Origin of the sequence: Sorangium sp. So ce185, assembly GCF_051526825.1 — a bacterium.
GTDB lineage: Bacteria > Myxococcota_A > Polyangia > Polyangiales > Polyangiaceae > Sorangium > Sorangium cellulosum_D.
In genome coordinates this window covers 5603345-5625752 of the sequence record NZ_CP150316.1, presented here as the reverse complement: position 1 = coordinate 5625752, position 22408 = coordinate 5603345, and the positions used below count along the sequence as shown (strand labels likewise).

Sequence of the window (22408 nt, the reverse complement as noted above, 5' to 3'; positions counted from 1 at the left end):
CGCCGCCTCGCGCCTACTTCACGCTGGCGGGCTTCGTCTCGGCCGGCTTCTGATCGGCGGGCTTCGCCGCGGCGGGCTTCGTGTCCGCGGGCTGCGCGGGCTGCGCCGCGGCGGGCTGGGCGGCAGGCTGCGCCGCAGCGGGCTTCGCGTCCGCCGGCTTCGCCGCGGCGGGCTGCGCGGCGGCGGGCTTCGCGTCGGAGCCCTTCGGGGCCGGGGCCGCGGCCGCGGCGCCCTTCGGCGCGGTGGCGGGCACGCCGGCCGGCTTGAGGCCCTTGGTGACGGCCGCGGCGCACGCGAGCTCGACGCCCGTGTCCTTGCCATCGAGCCGCATGATCTTGATCTCGACCCGGCGGTTCTTCTCCTTCGCCTCCTCGGTCTCGCCCGCGTCGGACGCGCAGTGCGCCCCGTAGCCGGCGGCCCGCAGCCGGTTCTTCTCGACGCCGAGCGCGGTCAGCGCCTTCACCACGGCGTCGGCGCGCTTCTTCGTGAGCGTCACGGTGGCGGCGTCGTTGCCGACCTTCTCGGAGTAGGCCGCGACCTCGACGAACTGGATCTGCGGATGGTCCTTGAAGATCTGGGCGATGTTGGCGAGGAGCTCCTGCGAGGCGGGCTCGATATCGGCCTTGCCGGCGGCGAAGGCGATCTTCGCGTTGAGCTTCACCTCATTGTTGGCGAGCTCGACCGGGGGGACGTCGGGACAACCGTCATCGTCCTTGTAATTGTTCTTGACCTCGGCCTCGTTCGGGCACTTGTCGGCCTCGGCCACGAAGCCGTCACCGTCCGGGTCGGTGGATTTACATCCGTCCTTGGCGTCCGGCGGCAGGCCGTCCTCTTTCTCGGCGACGCACTTGTCGGTGCCGTCGTCGAGCACGCCGTCCGCGTCCGCGTCCGGCGGCGGGGCCGGCGGGGCCGGCGGCGGGGTCGGCTGCGCCGGCGGGGCCGGCGGCTGCGCCTGCATCTGGGGCTCTTTCGCGCAGCCGGCGTTCGCGGCGAGCAGCGATACTGCGAATGCCATTCCAAGCCATCTCGTGGTTCGCATCTCCTGGGCTCCTCTCCTTGGCGTCCTTGATTGCGCCGAGCGCCAGCGTGTTTAGACGACTGCGCCGGAAACTGCGAGATTTAAACGCACGGCGAGGCGCGCGTCTCCCCCTCGGCGGCGCGTCGGACCCGCTCCGGAGACGACAGCACCGCTGGCGAGCCATCGAGATCGACTGCCCCGGGCGCGACGTGGCTCGCCGGGCGGGCGGAGCTAGCGTTTCTCGGGCGGGAAATCCATTTTTTCGAATGCACCACTGCTCTTCAGGTCAGGCGCCTGTGGCTTCTTCGACTTGAGCAGCGGCCTCACAGGCGCCGACAAGGTGGGCGTCGGGGCGACGTCCTGGCGGGGCGGGGGCGCGGGGCGAACGTCGGTCTCGTCCCGCGCTTTCGATTTCTTGACGGGCAGCTGCTCCTGGATCGGCCGCGGCGCCGGCAGCTTGTCCGTCGGCGCGCGGAGCCCGTCGAGCGCACGCGCGCGCGCCGCCGCGACGTCGGGCGCGGCGCCGCCTCGCGGATCGAGCCGGTCCGCCTCGTCGAGCTGGTCGAGGCACCGGCGCCACGCCGCCTCGCCGCAGGCGCGCAGCGCCTCGGCCCTCAGGGAGCGCGCGCGCTCCAGCGGGTCGAGCCGCTCGAGCGGCGGCGGCGCCTCGACGGGCGGGGCGCTCGGCGGCGGCTCGGGCAGCGGCGCGACCTCGGGCACGTCCCTCGTCGATCGCAGGAGCCGGACGATCACGATCGCGAGGATCGCCAGGGCCGCGGCCGCGGCGAGCTCCGCGAGCCAGCGCTCCCGCATCCACCGCCGCATCCGCGACACGCGCTGCCGCACCCGGGCGGCGGGCACCTGCTCCTCGGCGGCGATGCTCTCGAGCTTCTCTCCCTCGCCTTCGCGGGCCATCCACGAGAGCGTCTGCCGCCCGTCGCGGTTCGCCGCGGCCTGCTCTTCGGCCCAGCGCGCCAGCTCGCGCGCCTCGACGGGCGGCGGACCGACCGGCAGGTCGGGCAGCTCGGTCGCGGTCTCCCGGAACGAGCGCCGGTGGTGGTCGGCCACCTTGTGGCGCGCGATCCCGAGCAGCCATCGCCGGAGCTCCGTCGGGTCGGCCGGCCGCGCGGGCGAGGCGAGCGCCTCGCAGAGGACGGTCTGCACCACGTCGTCGACCTCGCCGCTCGGCACCCGCCGTCGCACGAACTCCTCGAGGGCGCGGCGGATCCCTGGCTCGGCCAGGGGGTTCGTCGCGGGGGGGCTGGGCTCGGTGGTCATCGTCGTGCTCATCGCCCCTGCATCGCGCGGCGGCCGCGGAGTGTGACGCGCCCGCTCGAGAATACGGCACACTTCGCTCGGGCGTCCCACGCCGTCGCGCGGCGCGCGGTGCCGACCGTCGGGCATGGTCCACCGGCCCCCTGCCGCTCGACGGCGACGAGGTTGACGAGGGCGCGGCCCGGCGGGACCTCGCCGGACGGCGCCAAGATCGTGATCACCGACGGAACGGTGGGGTGCTAGGGTACCCGGTCACATCGACGGGCTGTCCGTCGAAGATGGGGGCGCGACGGCCCGACCGCCGCCGCCCTCATGCCCGCCCGGGAGATCGTGCATGTCTCGCCGTTACTGGCTGATGAAGAGCGAGCCTCAAAAATATTCGTTCGCGCAGCTCATACGCGACGGCCAGACGATGTGGGACGGCGTCCGGAACTTCGAGGCCCGCAACAACATGCGGGCCATGAAGCCGGGGGATCTCGTGCTCTTCTATCACTCGAACGAGGGCAAGGCGGTCGCGGGCGTGGCGCGCGTCAAGCGCGAGGCGTACCCGGATCCGACCGCCGAGGCGGAGGAGGACTGGAGCGTGGTGGACATCGAGCCGGTCGCCCCGCTCAAGGTGCAGGTGACCCTTGACACGATCCGCGGCGACGAGTCGCTGGTCGAGATCGCGCTCTTGAAGAAGTCCCGGCTGAGCGTGGTCCCCGTCTCGAAGGAGCACTTCGACCGGGTGCTGAAGCTGGGCAAGACCAAGATCGCTTGACGCGGGCACCCGGGGTAACGACTAATCCCGGCGTGAACCTCCGCCCTGGAGCCCGAGCCCTCGCCCTCCTCCTCCTCTCCAGCGCCGCGTGCGGCGGCCCGCCCACGCCGTCCCCGGTCGAGGGCGAGCCGATCTGCCCCGACTTCGAGGTCGGGGCGACGCGCGCGCCGATGCGCGGCAGCCTTCGCTTCCCGGTCGCGCTGACGGTGCGCGACGGCAAGGACCCGATCACGCGCGCGACGCTCACCGGGCGCCGGTCGAAGGACGATCCGGTGAGCCGCATCCTGCTCGCCGACGAGGACGCCGAGTACGAGCTCGAGTGGGCGCAGTGCGAGAACGAGCGCGCGCCGAGGGCGCGCACGCTGTCGCGCGAGACGAAGGACGCCGCCGAGTACGCGTGCGGCAACGCGACGGTGTACAAGACCGACAAGCTCGTCACCCGGAAGGGCGACGCCGCGTCGCGCACGGTCCACTTCGCGGCCCCGCCGAAGCCGGAGTGCTGGGAGAGCGAGCTCCCGGCGGCCGCGCCCGCTCCCTCGCCCGACGCGGGCGCCGAGCCGGCGCCGGCCGACGCGGGCGCGGCAGAGCCGGCGGCCGCCGACGGGGGCGCGGTCGACGCGGGCGCGGCCAGCGGGGGCGCGGTCGACGCGGGCGCGCGCGGCGCAGGCGCCACGCCGGCGGACGCCGGCGCGCCCCGCGACGCCGGCGCCGCGCCGCGCGACGGGGGCGCGGGCGGCGCGCCGAAGCCCCCGAGCGCCGGGGCCGGGGACGCCGGCACGCCCGCGCAGGGCAGCTAGCCTCGACCTGGGCGCTTCTTGCCGGCCGGGCGGCGCGGAACGGCCTGGATTGGAAGGCGGCGCGCACTTTCGCACGGGTCGCCGGAGGCGCTGCGACCCGCCGAAACCCGGCGGATGCACGGGTAATCCTCCAAATAAGGGCCGACGCACAAAGCGATCAGAGAGGGTACGTCACCGCGTGCCTACTCCGCTGTCCCGAGCGCCTCGCTCAATCCTTTCGTCTCTTCTGGGGGGCCCTCCTCAATCCAGTATTTGACGTCATCACTGATGAAGTGGGCGGCGCGGAGCTCCTCGGGCGCCAAGGGCACGCTCTCGGCCGTGACAAAGCGGAATCTGTTCGCCGACTCGCGCCGGAACACGAGGCGCGCCCACTGCGCCTCGTTGCATGTCGGGCAGCACCAGCCATGGATTACGCGGAAGTCGGTCCCGTCCGTCGGGCTCCGTACCCGTACATAGGTCGTGTCGAAATCGTCCGGATCGAGCGCGAGCTCCTGATCCGGCACCACCCACTCGTCTCGAGGCTCTGGATTGAGCCCGCGCGTGTGGAGCCCCGTGAGATTGCCCGCAATCTCGGCGCCACAGCTGAGGCACTTGAGTGGCGCGTTGAACCAGAACGCATAGGACATGGCTCTTACCTGTGCAGGATCATGGAGCGGGGGTCGACCTCGAGGTCGAACCTCGGAACAATATCTCGAGGCTGTGGCCCCGGATCGTGATGGTGAATCTACCAGAGGGGAAATCCCTGACCAGCTGCGGCCACCATGTCGCCTTGGGACCGGTCGGCGCGAAGCGGACGGGCGTGGCGAAGTGCTGCGCGAGGGCCACAGCGATGTCCTGATCGGTCGTGATCAGCCGGCGCGTCCCGCCGCCGGCCAGGTCGGCGAACATCGCATCCGCCACGACCGCTCGGTCGCGAGCGCCTTTTTCCGCGCCGACCTTCATCGATCGGAGGTCGGCGATGACCAGCGGGTAGTCGGTGTGCGAGCGCGCCACGTCGATGCCGCGGAGCCGAGGGAGGACGGGCGACGGGCCGACAGCAGCCACCCCTTCGAGCGTCTCTCCAGAGACCACGACGCCCGCACGCAGATCTGCGCCCGGTCCGACGATGTACTCGAACGTCGGGAGCGTGCCCGTCGGCGGGTCGACATAGGCGCCGAGGCCGCGCGCCTCGCGCAGCGCATTGAGCGCGTCCTGTCGGTTCGGTGGGAGAGAGGCGAACGTGATGGGGTTGCCCGCGGAGTTCGCGCCGCGCATCAGATCCTCGATGGCGAACAGGGCGTTCGAGTCGAGCATGAGCGAGGCGGCGTCGAGGGGCGCGCCCACAGGGATGTCCGCGGCCCCCGACCGGAGCGCGTCGGCGAACCGTTGCACCCTGCCGAGCCGGTTGGCGTGCGCCTCGACCCAGTCCAGCCAGTCGCGGATCGACGCGTCGTGCACGCGCTGCCGGAGCGTATGCAGGTGGGATCCCCGCAACGGACCGGCCGTTCCGAGGCTGAGCGCCCGGTTCACGCGGTCGATGCCGAGCGCGGCGATCATCGCCTGCGCCTCGGCTGCCGTGATGTCGGTGATGACGGCGCGCGCGCTCGGCGTGAGCTGGTTGAGCAGCGACTCGGCCTCGGCGATGGGTAGCCGCGCCGCCCACGCCACGTGCGGGGCCTCGTGGCTCGCGATGACGCGCTGCATGGCCTCGCGCTCCGGCGCGGTTGCGGTCTGCGCCGAGCGCAGGAACGCGCCGACCTGATCGTTGGCCATCGCCTCGAGCACCGCCTCCAGGCGTCCGGCGTCACCGCCGTCGAGCAGGCGTTGCAGGCCCCCCAGCACGTCGTCGTCCAGCCCTGCACCGGACTCCGCGATCCGCAGGAGCGAGCGAGGCGTCACCGCCGTCCCCCGGGCGCGCAGCGCGTCCAGCACCCGATCGGCCAGGGGGTTCTCCAGCGCGTTCACGCGCCGCGCGAACTGCTCGAGGTCGTCGAGCGAGCCGGCGAAGCGGCCCGACATCAGCGCCGCCACCTCGGCGGAGTTGCGGCGGCTCGCGAGCGCGAGCACCGCCTCGGCATCGAGCAGCGGCCGCAGCTGGTTGCGCGCGACGAGGCCGCCCGCAGCGGCCTCGTCGAGCCCGGCGAGGAAGCGCAAATAGGGGTCGATGCGCTCGGGCGTGCGCCGGGCCTGCTGGAGCAGCGTCGCGATCGCATCATCGCTCAGCGTCGCGCGACCCAGGCGGAGCAGGCGCTCCAGGCCGGCCGCCGCGTCCCGGGTCAGCGCGACGCTCGCGAGATCGATGACCTCCCGCTGCAGCGTGCCCCGCACGCCGGTGAACACCGCAGCGCCCGCCTGCTGCATGCGCTCGCGCACCGTCGCGAAGATGCCGTTGGCGATCGCGTCGTCCGCGATGTTGCCGAGGAAGGCGCGGAACTGCGCGAGCGAGACGCTCACCTCGGAGAGCCACTGGCTCGGCGTGACCGGGGGCTCGCGGCCGCGCAGCATCGTCGCGATGTCCGCGAGCCGGGCGAGCACCGTATGATCGGCGGCCCGGAACAGGGGGGTGAGCAGCGCGCTGCCGCCGATCTCGACCACCGCGCCGATCAACACCCCCCAGGCGGCCGCGCGCAGGTAGGCCGCGAACGCGCTGAAGTCACCGCCACGGGCGACCCGCACGAGATCCTGCACGAACAGCGACGCGGGCCCCACGGTGCCGCCGGTGAGCGCGCCGACCGTGCCGTGGCGGAGCAGCCAGGCGGCCACCACGCGCCGGAACGCCACCTGCTCGAGCGCCGCCGGGAGGATCATCCGGCTCACGGCGCGGCCGACGGGCGCGAAGACCCGGAACCCGACCGCGGCCAGGTACCCTTCGATCCCCGCGAGGAGCAGCCCCTCGAGCGTCCACCGCCGGTGCGTGAGCATGTGGAGCGCGACCGAGAAGCCGATCGACGCGAGCACGGGGACGGCGCCGCCGCCCGCCGACGCCAGCGCGGCGAGGACCCCCACCTCCCATGCCACGGCGACCACCGCGCCGACGGCGACGGCGACCGCGAGCGCCTGGACGACGTCCGCCGTCTGCGAGTAACCGTACCAGAAGAGCGCGTACTCGAAGTCGGACTCGCCGCGCCAGCCACGGCTGTCCGCCACGGGCGTCCACGGCGTGCCCCCCGCGCTGCCGCCGACGACGCGCTGGACCACCTCGTACTCCACGTCGTAGCGAGGGACGCCGTCGCCGCTCTCGGCCGCCCTGCGCACGCCGAGCAGCCGGAGGCTCTCCTGCCACTCGACGTCCTCGATGTCCTGATCCGGATCAATCCGGGCCGCTTGCCACGCCAGCCCGAGCAGGTGCTGGCCGATCTCCTCCTGGCCGCGCAGCGGCTCCTGTCCGGCGAGCAGCCGCGCGAAGTACGCCCTCGACTCCGCCTCCAGCGCCTGGTTCAGCCGCTGCTGCGCGCCCGGCGAGAGCTGCTCGCGATCCTCGTCTCGCAGGTAGTGGCTGTCGATATCCCCCGCGACCTGCCCCGCCTCGAGGCGCGTCCCGCCGTCCAGCAGCACCGCGCCGCCGCCATCCGTCACGACGTAGCCGTGCTCGCGGGCCTCGCCGTGGCGCTGGATCAGCGCGGCGAGCGCGCGGCGCACGCGAGGGTGATCCCGGTAGCGCCCGGCGCGCGACGCCTCGACCAGCGAGCCGAGGGCGGCGTCGCCCGGGATGCCCTCCACGGCGTCGAAGAGGCGATCGAGCCAGCGTCCCTCACGGGCCGCGAGGTCGTCGAGCACCGAATCGAAGAACTGCCCCTCTCGCACGGCCCTCTCCAGCTCGGTGCGGAAGCCGGCGTGACGCACGGGCCGGTACATGTCCTCGGCCGCGATGAGCGCCACGAGGCGGTCCGCGCGCTGGCGAGCGGCATCGCGGTTGTGCTCGTCGATCCGCGCCCGCTCTGCGCGCTCGCGCTCCGCCCGCTCTGTGAGGTACGCGTCGACGGTCGCGGTGCGCTGCGCGCTGTCGAGCTCCGGCAGGTACACGGCGACGAGGATCGCGGCGCTCTCCTGGGCGGCCGACGCGGGCCCCCTCTGCTGGCGAGCGAGCGTCGCGGCGACCTCATCGAACCCGGCCCTCTCCCGGGGCGAGAGGCGGTGCGCCGCCTGGTCCAGCGCGGTCCAGATCCCGAAGTAACTCTCGAGGGCGCTGACGCGGTGAGGGCTCTGCGCCACGAAGACGAAGTAGTGGCGACGGTCCAGCCGCTCGCGCCGGTCCTGCTCCACCGCCCGCGCCACGTCGATGCGCGGGTGGATGAAATCCCGTCGGGCGCGCACGAGCGACGCCGTACCGTGGAGACGCCGCGACTGCTGTCCGTACAGGCGCCTCAGCAGCTCGATCCGGTCCTCGCGACGGAGGCTCGCCGGCGCCGCGCCTCCGAACAATAGCGCGTCGAGGATCTCCCGATCGTCAGTGACCATGGAGTAGAACGCGTCGTAGAAGCGGACGGTGTTCTCCCCCAGCACCTCGATCGGCAACTGCACCAGCGTCTCCGGGCGGCGCGCGTAGGCGCGCGCGCGAAGGAGGGAGCTCTCGGCCCTGCGGATGGCGTCGAGGTCGACGCCGAGCCCCTGGATCTGCGCGCGCGCCGGGTGATGTTCGTCCTGCGCCGCCAGCGCGAGGGCGAGGAAGGTGCGCGGGCCCAGGACGCCGTCCCGGTCCAGGCGCGCGCCCTCGATGAGCGTCGCGCCGTGCTCGTAGAGGAGCCGCTGCGCGCGCAACGTCCGGTTGGACCAGGCGCGGGGCTGACGCTCCGGGGTGAGATCGCGGATCGGTGTCACGCTCGACAGCGAGAGGTCCCGCCACCATCTAAGGTTGGCCTCGCCGGCGGCGGGCCACTCGATCCCCCGCTCGACCAGGTCATCGTCGGGCACCACCGCGGCGTCGCCCCCCGCGGGCCTCGCCTGCTCCGCTGCCGGCGCCGCGCCGTCCGGGGTTCGCTGCAGCGACAGGGCGTAGGTCGCGCCGGACGGCCACGAGGCGCCCTGCCCGAGGTCGGGCGATCTCGATTGCTGTACCACGTGCGCGAGCTCGTGCGCGAGCAGGCGCCGACCTGCGTGGCGGTCGGGCGCGTACATCCCCGCGGCGAACACCACGTCGCGGCCCACGGTGTACGCCTGCGCCCTCACCGCCCGCGCGCTCGCCGCCGCCGCCGCGTCGTCGTGCACGCGCACCTCGCTGAAGTCATGCCCGAAGCGCGACTCCATGAAGGCCCGCACGACCGGGGCGAGCGGTCGCCCCGGCGAGCGCAGCACCTCGCCCACAGCCGGCGGCGCCTCCAGCGCTCCGCCGTCTCGCGGGCCGCGGCGTCGATCGTCCTCCTCCGCGCGCCTGCGCTGCCCGAGGCTGGGCAGCACGTCGATCCAGGGCGCCAAGCCGCCGCTCATCACGGCGTCGGCGGCCCGGTCAGCTGCGCGCTCGTACGCGTCGTCCTGAGGCATGACGCGCGCCGCCGCGGGGGCCTGCGCCGGACCGTTCGCTGCGTGCCTGCCGCCTGCAGTAGCCTTGGCCTTCATGCCCGTCGCCCGCGAGGAGGCGCCCGATGACGAGAATCGTGGAGCCGGCGGTTCAGGGAAGTACCGTCACGTCCGCGCCCGCCGGCGCGCCGTCAGGTGGGCGGCACCTGCGCCAGCGCAGCAAAGCGCTTTCGCACGTCCACCACATTGGATATCCGCTGCCCGGCTCCCAGCGTCACGAAGGCCAGCGGCGCGTGGTGCAGGACGACGCCATGAGGCGGACGGAAGCTCGCCTCCCGCGCGCCCTGGCCGCTCGGGGAAGCCTCCGTCGGCCAGAGCACGTCGCCCGTCGCCGTGCGCGCCGGGATCAGCCAGAAGTCCCCCGCGCGGAGGACGCGCAGGCCCTTGTCGTTCTCGGGCCTCTCGAAGCGCACCTGCACGCCGTCCTCCAGCGGAATCCACGTCCCGAGCTGTGACAGCGTCACGGGGAGCGCGCCCGCCTCGTGCGCCTGCGCGCCGCTCGCGCCGTGATCCCAGCGGCGGAGATACGGGTGCAGGGAACGGACGCAGATCTTGGCGATCTTCGAGCCGATCACGGTCACGGTCACGTCCCGCGTCTCGGGATCGATCGCCGTCACGCGACCGAGCGCGCCCGCCTGGCGCAGGTCGTCCTGCCCCTGCTCGTGGACCGCGACGCCGCCCCGCGTCACGCCGTCGTGCACGAACTCCACGATGTCGCCCGGCGTGAGCCCGAAGCGCGCGTCCCGCCCCAGGTGAGCCACCTTCACCGTGACCGAGATCTCCTTTCCCTCCTCGACGCGATCGGGCCCGCTGTACGACTCGATGGGAAACACCACCGAGCCATTGTCGCGCGACCACTTGAACGTAAAGAGGGTCTGATCGTCCAAGGGCTCTTCGCCGGCGAAGGCGGCCTGCGACACCCCGCGGTGGATCTCCAGGCGATAGAGCTGGTTCTCGTGACCGCGATAGCGGGCCCCGGGCGCCAGCTTGCACGGGTCGCTCGAGGCGTCCTCCGCAAAGGCCCGGGCCGCGAGCCGCAGGCTGCGCCGCGACCGGAGGTGATCGCGCAGGAGCTCCTCGGCTCGCTCCGAGCGGTTCACGTCGTCACTCGTGCCGTCATCGCGCTCCAGCCGGAGCAGGTTGACCCGCCACACGACCTCCGCGCGCGTCGCCGTGTCAGGCCCGAGCAGCGCGATCTCCCGGATCGCCGGATCCTCGACGGCGTTCACGTGGCGCTCCCAGACCTCGAGATAGGCGAGGAAGCTGGCGCCGTTCTGCCCCGGGCTGATGCCGGTCTCCACCCGCCGCCACTCCGGCAACGCGATCCGTATCCCGTCCACATAATAGGTGCCCTGGCTGACGAAGAAGTCGATATCTGCCTTGTCCGTGTTCGGGTTCACGCGGCTCGCTTCCACGCCGTCCGGCAGCTCCGCCGCGATCTGGAAGCCCAGGTCGCCCGCGGGGCCCCCGTGCTGTCCGATGATGTCCTTCAGCGCGAGCCGCAGCGCGCGCGTGTGGATCGCCCACTGCTCGTTCCAGTCCGCGTCGAGCTGGACGCGGCCCTGCTGCATCAGGACGCCGCTGTAGCTCCGATCGGGATCGTCACTGCTTCGCGTAAAGTCGCCTTCCATCTCGCTCACCCCGTTGGCTGATCACGTCACAAAGAAGATCCCGGCCTCGGTACCCGCGGGCACGTACTCCGAGAGCCGCGCCGCGAGCGCGTCCTCCCGCTGGGGGAGGTAAAGATCGTGGAGCGCGCCCATCTCGCCCTCGTCGTCGGCGCCGCGCGCGATCTCCCGCGCGACGTCCCGCCAGAGCTGCACGTACGCCGGATCGCCGTAGCTCCGGCTCGTCCACACCGGCCTCACGCGCTGCGCCGCGAGCCGCCGCTCCGCCTCGCCCTTGACCGCCTCCAGCGCCAGATCGGGCTGGCAGTGGTAGCGCCGCGGCGTGCGCGACCCCTCGGGCACGTAGCAGAAGCGCATGCAGCCCGGCTGCCGCCGCGCGACCTGCACCTCGCCCGAGAAGATCGAGTTCTCCGCCAGCGCGATGGCGTGCGCCATCACCCGGCCGAGCACCGTCGTCGTCCGCACCGTGAGCGCCGCGCGCGCGATCCTCCCCTCGCCGTCGCTCACCGCCTCGTCGTCGTCGTGCCCAGCGTCGACGACGCTCCCCACGATCTCCACGCGCGCCGGCTCCACGGACGCGGCCTCGCCGTGGCTCGAGACGATCACCGGCCCGAGGATCGACCGCTCGATCCGCACGTCCCCCGCCACGCCGTCGAGCACGAGGCTCGCCCCCGGCCCCGCCTCCCGCGGCTCCTCCGAGCGCCCCGCCGGCAGGAGCGTGGTGTGCCGGATCACCACCTGCTCGAGCGGGCCGCGCACGTCGACGCCGCGGCCGGCCACGAGGAGCCCGTCGAGCACGAAGCGGCTGCCGCGCTCGCCCCGCACGTGCATCGAGTCGGCGCGGTCCGCCTCCTCGTCGAGCAGGCGGATCACGGGCCGGGACCGGTCCGCCGCGCGCAGGACCAGCGTCTCGCCCGCGGGCAGCTCGATCGTCACGCGCCCGGTCTGCGCCCCGCGCGTCGCCACCTCGATGATCGACCGCGGCGGGATCGCCGGATCGTCGCGCCGCTTCGCCGTGTCCGCGCGCCACCTCGAGAGCGCGTCGCGGAGCGTCGCGCACTGCCCCGGGCCTTCCCCCACGACGTAGCACCGGTGCGCCTCCGCCGGGCCGATCAGGTCGCGGTCGTACTCCCCGCCGCCGATCGCCGCGCTGAAGCCGTAATGAAAGCTCACGCGCGCCTTGCGCACCTCGCCTGCCACCTTGAAGCGGCCGAGCTCCGGGTCGACCAGCACCGCGTCGGCGGGGACGCGGTACCGCCAGTCGGTCAGGTCCGCGACGACGATCCGCGCCGCGGGCACCGGGGCGAGGCCCTGGCCGTCGCGATCGAGCCAGATGCACAGGCTCTGGTCCTCGCCGTAGTACCGCTCCTTGTCCCGCTCCAGCATGCCGCGCGTGAGCGGCGCCGGGACGTGCCACGGCTCGGAGAGCGTGTGCGCGTCGGGCTCGGCCTCGGGGCGGACGAAGAGCGGCGTGTCGTCGCCGAGCACGTTGAACGAGAAGCACCCGAGGCCGCCCCGCCCGATGTTCTCGTGCAGGTACGCCTGGCAGCGCGTCACCGGCCACGCCCGCAGGCGCCACACGAACACGCCCACGCTCGGGATGTTGTGCCGCCCGCGGCCGCGCGCCGACGTCGGGCGGCGGATGTCCGCCGTGTGCGCCGCCGCCCCGAACGCGCCGCCCAGGGCCTCGAGCCCGGCGCCGTCGCGGAGATCGATCGTGCGCCCGCGCTCCAGGCGCTGGTGGCGGATCGGCTGCGTGTACGAGAGCTGCCGGTAGAGCTCCACCGCGTGCGCCGGCCACCCCGCGACCATGCGCGCGAGCTCCTCGAGCAGCGGCAGCGTGCCCTTGCGGCGGCGCTGAGCGAGGGTGCGGGCGATGTCGCTGCGCGGGGCGAGCGTGCGGCGGAGGAGCATGCCCTCGGCGCCCTGGACCTCGCCCGGCTCGCCCGCGCTCGCCACGGCCCGGAAGCCCACGAGATCGCCGAGGTACGGCACCACCCAGTCGTCGCAGGTCTCGATGAACCAGTTGTCGTAGAGCCGATCGAGATCCCGCTCGATCACGGAGGCCTGCTCCTCGATCACCCGCAGCAGCGTGCGCAGGGGGTGGCCCCGCTGCGCGTCGCGGAAGCGGTAGACGTAGGGCAGCAGCGCGTAGAGCCGGTCGTTCACGGGGGCGGTCATGGCGTCACCTCCTGGAGGCTCACCGCGTCGGGGAGCGAGCGCGCGAAGTAGAGGACCTGGTCGCGAGCCGCGGCGAAGCTCCACACCGGCCCGCCGCGCGCCTCCTTGAGGCGGGTGACGAGCCCCCAGAAGCGCCTGACGAGGTTCGGATCGATCGCGCGCGCCGCGCCGCCGGCGGACGGCGCCGGCGGCGCGATCTCCTCGCTGTACATCGGCCCGAACACGTCGATGTCGACCGAGCGCACCCCGGCCACCGACTGCATCACGTCCATGACCCGCGAGCGCCACGCGGGCTCCCCGATCGACCGGGCGGCCCAGCCCTGGCGCGCGTACAGGGCCTCGCGCAGCGCGGGCTCCACGCGCGACCACGTGTACCGCGGATCGAGCCCCACCCTGGCCTGCAGCGCGAGCGGTACGCCCTGCGCGACCTTCAGGTGGAGGCGCGTCGACGGATCGCCGTACCGGCGGAACGCCTCGCGCAGGTTCACGAACAGATCCGACGTCTCGTCGATGGGGACGTCCTCGTCGCCCGCGATGACGACGGTGACCGTCGCGCCGCCGTGCGGATCGGCGCCGAGCCAGGCGCTCGCCTTGTCGACGCCGGCGGAGTTGAGCGCGAAATCCGCGTGATCCTGCACCGAGACGAGGCGATCGATCGCGCGCGCGGCGATGGGGATGCGCTCGCGGATCTCGTCGCGGCCGTCGGGGTCGGCGCCCCCCGAGGCGCGCAGGGGGTTCTTCACGTCTTGCACGCCCATCGGCCGGGTCACGAGCGTCGTGATGAGCCCCGCGCCGACGTTGCCGGCCGCCCCGAGCCCCGCGCGGTACCGCGCGGTGAGGTTCTCGACCCCCGTCGGGAAGCGGGCCCCCCGGTGACCGTCGCCGCCCATCACCTCGTCGCGACCCTCGCCGGTCGTGCGCGTCACCACCACCTCGTCGCGCGGCCCGAGCCCCGTGGGCGACCGCGCCTCCGGCCAGAGCACGCCGCTCGCGCGCACCTCCAGCGTGCTGGCCACGCCCGACGGCGTTGGCGCCGACACCCACGTGCGCGGCGGCTGCCGCAGCTCGAAGCGCTGGCTCGGCGCGGAGGCGTCGCCGCTGCCGAGCACCTCGTCGCGCGTCTCGCCGTGCGTGGCGCGGGCGACGTTGCCCCGGATCACCACCGACGCGCGCGCGTACGCGGACGAGAGGGGCTCGACGAGGTGGATGCGCGTGAACGGCGCTGTCGGGACGGGGGCGCCGTCGTCCCCTGTCGCGTCCTCGGTCGTCCTCGTCTCCGCGTACGCGACGCGCGCGAGCTCCGCCGAGGCGACGCCCGAGGCCCCCTGCACGGCGCGCTCCCCCTCGACGATCAGCCAGCGCCCCGCCTCGAGCCCGTCGATGATCCCCTCGACGTCGATGAAGCTGCCGGATACGTCGGCCTGGATCGGCTCGCCCACGAGGGCGATCGGCTCGCTCTGCACGTACACGAGCGCGCTCCGGATGGCGGCGATCTTGTTCCTTCTCTCTCCCTCGACAGGCGCCCACCACGGGGCCCCGAGCTCCAGGCGGGTCGTCTTGCCAGACAGCCCGTACGCGTAGCGCGACCGCACGGACACGCCGTCGACCCGGATCAGCTTCGTGCGGACGTCGGCGTCGGTCGGGCCGAAGATCGAGCGCACCACGACGTGGTCTCCCGCCCGGATCGTGGGGAAATCGCCGTCGAGGAACATCACGTCGCCGTCGACGTCCTCGTCGGCCGCGGCCTCCCACTCGTCGTACGTCGTCGTCACGGGGACACCGCTGTCCTCGTTCGTCGTCACGGTCATCCGCAGCGGGGCGTTGTGGCCGAAGACCTGCGCGGTCGCGCGGAGCACGTAGGCGCCGGGCTGCTCGGGCGCCGGGGCGCCGCGCAACGCCGCCGCCAGGCTGTCGCGGAGCGCTGGGCTGTCATACGCCAGCAGGCTGAGCAGACCCGGGCGGCTCCGGAGGTACGCCACCGCCCGGCGCCACCGCTGCTCCGGCTCGCCCTCCCGGTCCGGCTCGCCGTCCCCGTCCGGCTCGCCGTCCCGGTCCGGCTCGCTGAAGAGGTGGGCGGAGTCGCCCCCGATGAAGCGCTCCTCCAGGCTGCGCGTCGGCGGCGCCGCCACCGTCGCCCGCGCCGGCTTCATGGCCGTGGTGACCGCACCGAGGTTGAAGGGGGCCGGCGCGTCACTCCAGCTCTCGGGGTAATTGAGCCCGTCGAACAGCACCATCCGCAGCGTGGTCTGGTCGCGCGCGACGTCCGGACGGCTCGCCGCGACACGATAGATCGAGAGGAGCTCGGATTCGGAGGAGGACTCCTGCAGGACCACGACGTCGCCGGCGTGCACGTTCTGATCGATCCCCTTCAGGAAGATCTCGATCCTGCCGGTAGGCTGCGCCTTGTACGTCTCGCGCCGGATGAACAGCCCCCGCGCCTGCGCCCTCGCCGGGAGCGCGTTCCACTGCGCGCGGGCGATGAGCGGCTCGGTCGTCTCGAACGTCTGCGCGGTCTGCCCGGGCCGCGGCACCGACTGCACCTTCGTCCGCGCGGGCACCTCGCCGTCGAAGCTCTCCTGCACCGTGAACGCGAGGCGCACGCTGGCCGCCACGCCCGGCCGCGGCTCGTAGCCCGTCAGCCGGCCGAGCTCCACCACCGACCGCCGCTCCGTCGCGGTGCGCAGGTATCCCTCGTTCGCGATGCGCTCCTGGTAGAACGTCAGCACGTCGGCGACGCAGGCCCAGCCGTCGAGCAGCGCGGTCGCCGCCTCGGGCTCGCCGCCCGGCAGGAACGTCACGTGCGACTCGCCCAGGCACCCGTCGCCCGCGGCGCCCTGGCCGCCGGGCGCGACGTCGGCCGCCGCCCGGAGGGCCGAGAGCCGCGCCAGCATCGCGCTCAGGAACGTCCCGTGCGTGCCGACGCGGTACGACAGCGTCGGCTGTCCGGGCGGGTTCTCGATCGCCTCCGGCCCGCTGGACGGGCCCCCCTCGCAGCAACCGCGGTCGTCGCTCATCGCCCCCCTCGCATCGTGATGTCGAGCACGCCGTCCTCCGGTCGCGCCGGGTCGTTGTCGAGCCGGACGATCTCCAGCGGGCCGACCGCCAGCTCGCCGGCGTCGAGCTCGCCGCGGTCGCCCTCGAACATGCGCGCGAGGCGCGTGACCTGGACGTCGAGCACGCCGGGCACCGCGTGCACCGCGGCGACGAGCGCGCTGAGCGACACCGCCTGCCCGAACGTGAGCCGGTCCGGATCGAAGAACCCGCGCGACGTCGCCGTCCCCACCAGCGCGCCCGCCACCGCCTTGCGGACGTGCGCGCGCAGGTAGCCGGGCTCCACGCACACCGTGAGCGCCACGTCCAGCGGGACGTACCGCGCCCCCGCGACGCGGAGGTCGTGGCCGATGCGCCGGTAGCGCTCGAGGCGGCGCTCCACCGCGCCGCGCAGCGCCGGGGGCGTCTCCTCGGAGCCCAGCGGATCGATGGCGACCAGCGCCTCGTACCAGCTCCCCGTCCACCGGAGGGCGCCCGCGGCGCGCTGCAGCGCCGCGTGATCCCGCGCGGCGATCTCCGCGTAGTCGTCGGCCGTCACCGCGCGCTCGCGCCGCGCGCGCAGCCCCTCGGGCGCCAGGAGCCGCACGTCATCGACGGGCTCGGGCGCGGCGCCCCCCGCCGCGGGCAGCGGGTTGCGCACGCGCACGGACACGCCGCTCAGCCCCCCGCGCAGCGACACGTGCGCGATCGCCTCGGCCGCCACGTTGCCCGACGGGCCGCACCCGACGCGGTAGCGCGCGACGAAGCCCATCCCCGGCTCCGGCGCGCGGCCGTTCACGCCGTCGCCGAACCGCACGTGGGCGTAGCCCTCGTCGTCGATCTCGACCGCGATGTGCGCGTCGTCGCCGCTGCTGTCGAGCAGGTCGAAGCGGGCGGTCCAGTCGATCGTCTCCAGCGCCGCGGAGCACGCGACGCACGCGGGCGGCGGCTGCGCGTCGCGGGGGCGCCGCCGGTCGACGCTCCCGCGCGGCTGCTCGGCGCCGCAGGCGGTGCAGCGCGCGCAGCGGCGCTCGTCGCCGCAGGGGGTGGACCGCAGCGAGACCACGGGCAGCGCCTCGCGCGGATCGTGGCGGAGCGCCGCGCTCGCGGGCGGCGGGACGCGGACGACGTTCCCCTGCGCGTCGAGCGCCTCCCACGCCAGGAGCGGCGCGCGGAACGTCACGGGGCGCTCCCGCAACGTCGGCCGGTACGGCCGCGCCCGCGGGCTCGTCAGCGCGGTCCTCCCCGGACCGTCGCACACCGGCGGCGCCTCGTCGCCCTCGACGCAGCCGAGGTCCTCCTCGCGAAAGCGGCCGTGGTCGACGAGGATCACGTTGCCCCGCGCGACGCTCACGTCGCGGATCGGCGCGCACCCGCGCGCGGCGTCGAGCGACGACAGGCGCAGCGGGAACGGCAGCGCGTCCTCCGCCATCCACTCGACGTCGTAGAGCGCGACCTCCTGCTGCGGGCCCTCCCCGGGCCGCGCGCCGCGCTCCGCCAGCGGGTCGCGCACCTCCGTCACGCGCGCGAGCCGCACCGGGTGGCGGTGCGCCGGATCGGCGTGCTCGGGGAGCCCCGTCGCCGGTCCGACCACCTCCTCGAGGATCAGCACGTCCCCGGGCGCGAGGAGCGGCTGCTCGCTCCGGGGGAGCGCGAGCGTGGCCCGCGTCGCGCCGCGGGGCAGGCAGCACTCCTCCCCGCCCCACGTGTAGAACGAGATGCGCCCGAGCGCCGCGCGCAGCGTGATCTCCGCCCGGTCGGTCACCGGCAGGAAGACCTCGTGGCGCTCGCCCGACGCGGCGATCTTCTCCTCGGTGACCGCCGAGGAGAACCCGGTCACCTTCGTGTAGAACGCGACGTCCTCGGCCTTCCAGGTCACGTCTTGGTCGACGCACACGGTCACCCACGCGCGGGCGTTCGCCCCCTCGTGCATGCGGTAGTCGACCAGCCGCGCGTGGCGGCGCACGGAGATGCGCTTCCTGGCCGTCTCGAGGTACGCCTCCGTGGCGACCGCGTCCTGCTGGTAGCTCAGGTGATCGGCCGCGTACGCCATGAGCTCGACGAGCGCCACGCCCACGTCGGGCGCGTGCGTCTCGCGCCAGGCGGGCAGCGTGAGCGAGAGGCGGTCGAAGAGGAGCCGTCGGAAGCTCGCGTAGTCCTTCGCGAGGTAGTCGAGCACGGGCCCGCCCCCGCCGGCGTCCGCGCGCGGCGCCCGCGCGCCCTCGCAGTCGATGTCCGCCGGGCAGTCGAGCTTGAAGCTGAAGCTCGCCCGGTCGTACCTCGGATCGACGCCGTCCGGGAGCGAGCGGTCCCGGTCGGCGTCGCGCACGAGGCGCACCGTGTACGTCGACGGGTCGCCCTCGGCGTCGAGCTGCAGCGCCACCGCGGGGTCGGCCTCGTCGCCCCGGACGCGCGCGAGGCTGACCACCCGGATGCCCGTCACGCGCCGCCCGCCCTCGACGACGAACGACCGCGCGGTGATCCCCTGCGGCAGCGGGCCGAGCAGGTGTACGGTCAGCGTCGGCGCGGGCGCGCGCGCGTAGTCCACGTAGTCGATGCCCGTGAGGCGCGGCGCCTTCCGGACGCGCGCCCGGCGGTCGCTCGATCGGCAGCGGAGCGCGTCGCTCATGGCCCGACGCTCCAGGTGAAGGTCTCGGCCCTGCGCTCGCCGGTCCTGCGGCGCGCGTAGCTCACGGTGACCCGCAGCGCGCCGTCGTCGGCGGTGACCTCGACGGCCTGCGGCTCGATGATGTCGCCGAGCCAGCGGAGGATCGACGCCTGCACGGTGAACTGCACGCCCGCCGCGAGCTCGAGGCTGTTCGGCTCGAACACCTGGCGCAACAGCCCGCAGCCGAAATCGGGGCGGTTCACGCGCTCGCCGGGGCTCGTGAGCAGGAGCTGCTCGAGCATGTCGCGCACGTGGTCGTCGTCGTCGGTGGTCGCCGCGGCGCCGCGCGGATCGAACCGGAACGGGTGATCGATGTTCATCTACTTCCCCCTCGCGCGCGTCTGCGTCACCGCCGTGCAGAGGCCCTGCGCGATCTGCTCGGCGCTCTTGCAGAGGCCCTGGCTCGATTGCAGCAGCGCGAACGAGCCGTTCACCTTCACCCGGGTCGCGGGCCTGCTCCACTGGATCGTCACGCACGGCTGGGGCTTGGTCGTCGCCCCCGCGGGCACCTGGAACGGACAGCCCGCGATCTGCCACCCATCGACCGCCGTTGCGACGGCCATGCCGCTCACCTTCACGCGCGTGTTGGTCGACGCGTCGCTCGCCTTCGCGAGGTGAGGGCATGTCACCTGGGCGCTGACGTGCAGGAGGGGATTGCCCATGTCACGTCACCTCCAGCGCGTTGCCGTTGATGGCGGTCGTGTTGCCCGACAGCTCGATCGTCGCGCATACCAGCGGCTTGGCGCCGGGCGTGGGCTCGTTCGTGAGCTTGAGGCTCGTCCCGTCGATCTTCACGCGGGCGCGCGGCACGAGGGCCGAGACGTGCTCGATCTTGAGCGAGTCGTCCTCGACCGTGATCACCCACGATCCGACCTTGAGCACCTTCTTGGCGGGATCGATGCCGTTGAGCGGCGCGAGCGACGCCGTGATGGCCGCCAGCGCGGTCTCGTCCGCCGGGAAGAAGCACCCCGTCCAGATCGGCCGCTCGGGGTCGCCGTGCTCGAACTCGGCCCACACCCAGGCGTCCTTCGGAGGAATCAAGAAGAGCCCGACGCCCCCGCCGGGCGTCAGGCTCGGGGACGCGTACGGGAACGACGGGAGCGCCCAGCCCGAGACGTTCGTCCCGAGCACGTCGGGGATGATGAGCTGGAGCCGCCCGAGCTTGTAATCGTCCTTGTTGCTGTGGACCCGCGCGCGGTACTTGCCCCAGAACTGTCGTCGCGACTCCGTCATGGCATGACCACCGGGATGGGCGAGATGAACCCGCTCCGCTTGAGGGTGAACTGCTGCTTGTACTCGCCGCGCTGGAGCCGGTGCGTCACCTGCTCGACGGCGTAGAGGCCGTCCCACGTGAGGCCCATCCCGCGGACGCCGACGAGCCTGCGCGTGCGCAGCACCGAGCGGTAACGCACGCCGTCGACCTCGCCCGACACCCGGACCGGATCGCTCCCGCGCGCCGCCGACGCGAAGCCCTCGAGCGCGGCCTGGACCGGGCTCAGGCCGGCGGTGTTGCGCGCGAGCGTCCTCCGCATCGGCGCTGCGGGGCGCACCACCGGTGGGACGGCGAGGAGCTGCGGGACCGGGATCGGGATCTCGACGCCCGTGTTGGGCTCCGTGACGGTCACCACGGGGGTCGACGCGCTCAGCGCGTCGAAGCGCCCCTGGAGCGCGCCTTCCGACGATCGGTGGCTGTCCATGCCGACGTTGATCGCCGGCTGGACGCTCGTCGGCGCGTCGGGGCCCCAGTAGGCGCGCGACACGCCCGGCAGCATCGGCTCGACGTAGAACACGAAGCCGTTGCGCGAGGCCAGGTGGCGGACGTGCGCGAGATCGGTGCCGTGCTGCGACGGCATGCGCTGTGTCGACAGGGGGACGTCGGCGGTGGGCGTGATCGCCGGCACGATCTGGAAGCGCGCCATGTACGGCGCGAGGATCTCGGTGACGATCGCGGCGTCGGGGCGGAGCTCGAAGGTGCGGTTCTTCTCCTCGAGGTCCATCATCAGGGTCAGGTCCTCGCCGGTGACGTGGAGGGTCGACTGCCCGGGCTCCGGCGACGCGCTGAACTGCACGTCGGTGATGATCCCGTCGATCAGCACCTCGGGCATCGCGCCCATCAGGAGCGACACGACGATGCGGCTCGGCGGCTCGAGGATGCCGCTGGCGACGAGCGACGCGTCGACCGGGGTGTCGTGGCCCACCGCGAAGGTGAGCTGGAAGCCGTCGCGGCCGTCGTTGCTCATCCTCACCTCGATGGAGCGCAGCGCCTCCGCCACCGGGAACGGCGCCGGCAGCGGGAGCGTGGGCCCGACCTGGAGGAGGACCTGGATCCCGAGGACGTCGAGCAACATCGTCACGGACCCTGGGGCAGCGGGATCACGATCGCCCGGCCGACGCGCTCGGTGAGCTCGTCGGGCCGCACGGCGCCGTTGGCGTCGCACACGCGCCAGAACTGCTCCGGATCGCCCAGGTGGCGCGCGGTGACGTTGTCGAGCCGGTCGCCCGCCGCCACCACGTGCTCGGCCAGCGCGACCGGCGGGGCGCGCGGGATGAACCGCCTTCGCACGTAGAGCACCGTGCGCCCGTCGGGCGCCGTCCACTCGGCGCGTTCCAGGTTGTAGTACCGGCTCGTTCGCTGGAGCATCGTCGCGCCTCCTTCAGAACAGCTTCAGGGACGTCCCCGCGTTGGCGATCGTCCAACCGGTGTTGGTCACCGCCAGCGCCTCCTTCGTGATCTGGTGCACCAGGAAGAGCGCCCACCCGGGGTTGGTCGGGTGCAGGTCGTAGTAGCTGAGCACGTGCATCGAGAGATCGACCTTCGCCCGCACCGGGTTGAGCAGGTTGTCGTGGGCCTCCTCGGTGATCGTCATCTCGGTGATGCGCACCGGGACGACGCGGGTCGGCCCCCACACGAACAGCGTCAACGGCGCCTCGGGCGCGATGAAGTTGATGATCCCGGCCTGGATGGTCGCCATGTTGGCGATCACGAACGCGCTCTTCGGGTAGAGCAGCATCTCCAGCGCGGCGAGCGGCGCGTGCACTCCGACGGCGGACGCCACGCCCCCGGCCTGGTCCGCGGCGTCGACCTCGATGTTGACGCTGATGGTCTCCTGCGGCGGCCCGCCGAGCCGCTGCGCGTCCGACCGCGCCCCCGCGTCGCCGCCGCCCGCGCGGCCCGAGCGCGCCTGCAGCCGCCGCGTGATGGTGTCGGGGTTGTACTGGAACACCACCACGCTCGCGAGCGGGTTCCACTTGTCCATCCCGATGATGGCGCCCTTGAGCATCCGCGGAGAGATCGGCGTGCCGCTCACGGTCGCCCCCGCGGCGCGGCGGCCTGCGCGATGGCCTCGCCGATCCCCCTCCACGCGCTCCCCGCGCCGCGCGGATCCGGCGTGTGGGTCGCGCGCAGGAGCGGCGCGTCCTGCGAGAACGCGCGCGGCGCCCTGCCCTCGGAGAACGAGGCGGCGATGCCCGCGCGCACCTCGTCCGCGAGCGCCGCGACATCCGCGCCCTCGGGCGCGTCGATGACGATCTTGTCGATGCGAATGATCATCCTGGGAG

At 73.5% G+C, this 22408-nt stretch carries 17 protein-coding genes; 2 read left to right on the top strand and 15 right to left on the bottom strand.

Going from position 1 to position 22408, the window contains the following annotated elements:
* Positions 1-13: 13 nt before the first annotated feature.
* Both WMF26_RS20640 and WMF26_RS20635 read right to left on the bottom strand, forming a co-directional pair.
* On the bottom strand, positions 14-1015 hold the full coding sequence (locus tag WMF26_RS20640; protein WP_438001726.1) for an OmpA family protein: 1002 nt from the start codon (positions 1013-1015) through the stop codon (positions 14-16).
* A gap of 234 nt (positions 1016-1249) precedes the next feature.
* On the bottom strand, positions 1250-2296 hold the full coding sequence (locus WMF26_RS20635; RefSeq protein WP_438001725.1) for an RNA polymerase sigma factor: 1047 nt from the start codon (positions 2294-2296) through the stop codon (positions 1250-1252).
* Between the two features lie 331 nt (positions 2297-2627).
* Here WMF26_RS20635 and WMF26_RS20630 point away from each other — a divergent pair, with 331 nt between their 5' ends.
* Entirely contained in the window at positions 2628-3053 is a 426-nt protein-coding gene (locus WMF26_RS20630; RefSeq protein ID WP_437338773.1) for an EVE domain-containing protein, read from the top strand.
* Between the two features lie 32 nt (positions 3054-3085).
* Positions 3086-3850, top strand: coding sequence for a hypothetical protein (locus tag WMF26_RS20625; RefSeq protein WP_438001724.1), 765 nt, complete (start codon positions 3086-3088; stop codon positions 3848-3850).
* 182 nt (positions 3851-4032) lie between these two features.
* Here the strand turns inward: WMF26_RS20625 and WMF26_RS20620 are convergent, their stop codons facing one another.
* The 13 genes from WMF26_RS20620 to WMF26_RS20560 all read right to left on the bottom strand — a co-directional run bounded on the left by WMF26_RS20620 (position 4033) and on the right by WMF26_RS20560 (position 22400).
* Positions 4033-4476 carry a hypothetical protein gene (locus tag WMF26_RS20620; protein WP_438001723.1) on the bottom strand — a complete coding sequence of 148 codons (444 nt, stop codon included), beginning with the start codon at positions 4474-4476 and terminating at the stop codon, positions 4033-4035.
* 19 nt (positions 4477-4495) lie between these two features.
* The gene (locus WMF26_RS20615; RefSeq protein WP_438001722.1) at positions 4496-9307 is read right to left on the bottom strand and encodes an eCIS core domain-containing protein; all 4812 of its coding nucleotides are present in this window, start codon (positions 9305-9307) and stop codon (positions 4496-4498) included.
* A gap of 167 nt (positions 9308-9474) precedes the next feature.
* Positions 9475-10974, bottom strand: coding sequence for a DUF6519 domain-containing protein (locus tag WMF26_RS20610; protein WP_438001721.1), 1500 nt, complete (start codon positions 10972-10974; stop codon positions 9475-9477).
* A gap of 21 nt (positions 10975-10995) precedes the next feature.
* Positions 10996-13152: a hypothetical protein gene (locus WMF26_RS20605; RefSeq protein WP_438001720.1), complete on the bottom strand. Its 2157-nt coding sequence runs from the start codon at positions 13150-13152 to the stop codon at positions 10996-10998.
* On the bottom strand, positions 13149-16166 hold the full coding sequence (locus WMF26_RS20600) for a baseplate J/gp47 family protein (RefSeq protein ID WP_438001719.1): 3018 nt from the start codon (positions 16164-16166) through the stop codon (positions 13149-13151). The genes WMF26_RS20605 and WMF26_RS20600 overlap by 4 nt, the downstream gene beginning before the upstream one ends.
* Positions 16163-18811, bottom strand: coding sequence for a putative baseplate assembly protein (locus WMF26_RS20595; RefSeq protein WP_438001718.1), 2649 nt, complete (start codon positions 18809-18811; stop codon positions 16163-16165). The genes WMF26_RS20600 and WMF26_RS20595 overlap by 4 nt, the downstream gene beginning before the upstream one ends.
* A complete protein-coding gene (locus WMF26_RS20590; RefSeq protein ID WP_437338767.1) occupies positions 18808-19170 on the bottom strand; it encodes a GPW/gp25 family protein in 363 nt (120 codons plus the stop codon). Before WMF26_RS20590 ends, WMF26_RS20595 begins: the two co-directional genes overlap by 4 nt.
* Positions 19171-19512 carry a hypothetical protein gene (locus WMF26_RS20585; RefSeq protein ID WP_437947866.1) on the bottom strand — a complete coding sequence of 114 codons (342 nt, stop codon included), beginning with the start codon at positions 19510-19512 and terminating at the stop codon, positions 19171-19173.
* Position 19513: 1 nt separating this feature from the next.
* Positions 19514-20083, bottom strand: coding sequence for a phage baseplate assembly protein V (locus tag WMF26_RS20580; RefSeq protein WP_061622523.1), 570 nt, complete (start codon positions 20081-20083; stop codon positions 19514-19516).
* Complete coding sequence (locus tag WMF26_RS20575) at positions 20080-21198, bottom strand: hypothetical protein (RefSeq protein ID WP_438001717.1); 1119 nt, start codon at positions 21196-21198, stop codon at positions 20080-20082. Before WMF26_RS20575 ends, WMF26_RS20580 begins: the two co-directional genes overlap by 4 nt.
* A 2-nt stretch (positions 21199-21200) precedes the next feature.
* The gene (locus WMF26_RS20570) at positions 21201-21491 is read right to left on the bottom strand and encodes a LysM domain-containing protein (protein ID WP_438001716.1); all 291 of its coding nucleotides are present in this window, start codon (positions 21489-21491) and stop codon (positions 21201-21203) included.
* Between the two features lie 13 nt (positions 21492-21504).
* A complete protein-coding gene (locus WMF26_RS20565; RefSeq protein ID WP_061622520.1) occupies positions 21505-22158 on the bottom strand; it encodes a hypothetical protein in 654 nt (217 codons plus the stop codon).
* On the bottom strand, positions 22155-22400 hold the full coding sequence (locus WMF26_RS20560; RefSeq protein ID WP_061622519.1) for a hypothetical protein: 246 nt from the start codon (positions 22398-22400) through the stop codon (positions 22155-22157). Before WMF26_RS20560 ends, WMF26_RS20565 begins: the two co-directional genes overlap by 4 nt.
* Positions 22401-22408: the final 8 nt, after the last annotated feature.

Excerpts from the sequence above, each read along its gene's own strand:
- WMF26_RS20600 (WP_438001719.1), bottom strand. The coding sequence starts at position 16,166 with ATGAGCGACGACCGCGGTTGCTGCGAGGGGGGCCCGTCCAGCGGGCCG.
- WMF26_RS20595 (WP_438001718.1), bottom strand. The coding sequence starts at position 18,811 with ATGAGCGACGCGCTCCGCTGCCGATCGAGCGACCGCCGGGCGCGCGTC.
- WMF26_RS20610 (WP_438001721.1), bottom strand. The coding sequence starts at position 10,974 with ATGGAAGGCGACTTTACGCGAAGCAGTGACGATCCCGATCGGAGCTAC.
- WMF26_RS20615 (WP_438001722.1), bottom strand. The coding sequence starts at position 9,307 with ATGCCTCAGGACGACGCGTACGAGCGCGCAGCTGACCGGGCCGCCGAC.
- WMF26_RS20590 (WP_437338767.1), bottom strand. The coding sequence starts at position 19,170 with ATGAACATCGATCACCCGTTCCGGTTCGATCCGCGCGGCGCCGCGGCG.
- WMF26_RS20585 (WP_437947866.1), bottom strand. The coding sequence starts at position 19,512 with ATGGGCAATCCCCTCCTGCACGTCAGCGCCCAGGTGACATGCCCTCAC.
- WMF26_RS20630 (WP_437338773.1), top strand. The coding sequence starts at position 2,628 with ATGTCTCGCCGTTACTGGCTGATGAAGAGCGAGCCTCAAAAATATTCG.
- WMF26_RS20635 (WP_438001725.1), bottom strand. The coding sequence starts at position 2,296 with ATGACCACCGAGCCCAGCCCCCCCGCGACGAACCCCCTGGCCGAGCCA.
- WMF26_RS20575 (WP_438001717.1), bottom strand. The coding sequence starts at position 21,198 with ATGTTGCTCGACGTCCTCGGGATCCAGGTCCTCCTCCAGGTCGGGCCC.
- WMF26_RS20620 (WP_438001723.1), bottom strand. The coding sequence starts at position 4,476 with ATGTCCTATGCGTTCTGGTTCAACGCGCCACTCAAGTGCCTCAGCTGT.
- WMF26_RS20570 (WP_438001716.1), bottom strand. The coding sequence starts at position 21,491 with ATGCTCCAGCGAACGAGCCGGTACTACAACCTGGAACGCGCCGAGTGG.
- WMF26_RS20560 (WP_061622519.1), bottom strand. The coding sequence starts at position 22,400 with ATGATCATTCGCATCGACAAGATCGTCATCGACGCGCCCGAGGGCGCG.
- WMF26_RS20605 (WP_438001720.1), bottom strand. The coding sequence starts at position 13,152 with ATGACCGCCCCCGTGAACGACCGGCTCTACGCGCTGCTGCCCTACGTC.
- WMF26_RS20640 (WP_438001726.1), bottom strand. The coding sequence starts at position 1,015 with ATGGCATTCGCAGTATCGCTGCTCGCCGCGAACGCCGGCTGCGCGAAA.
- WMF26_RS20580 (WP_061622523.1), bottom strand. The coding sequence starts at position 20,083 with ATGACGGAGTCGCGACGACAGTTCTGGGGCAAGTACCGCGCGCGGGTC.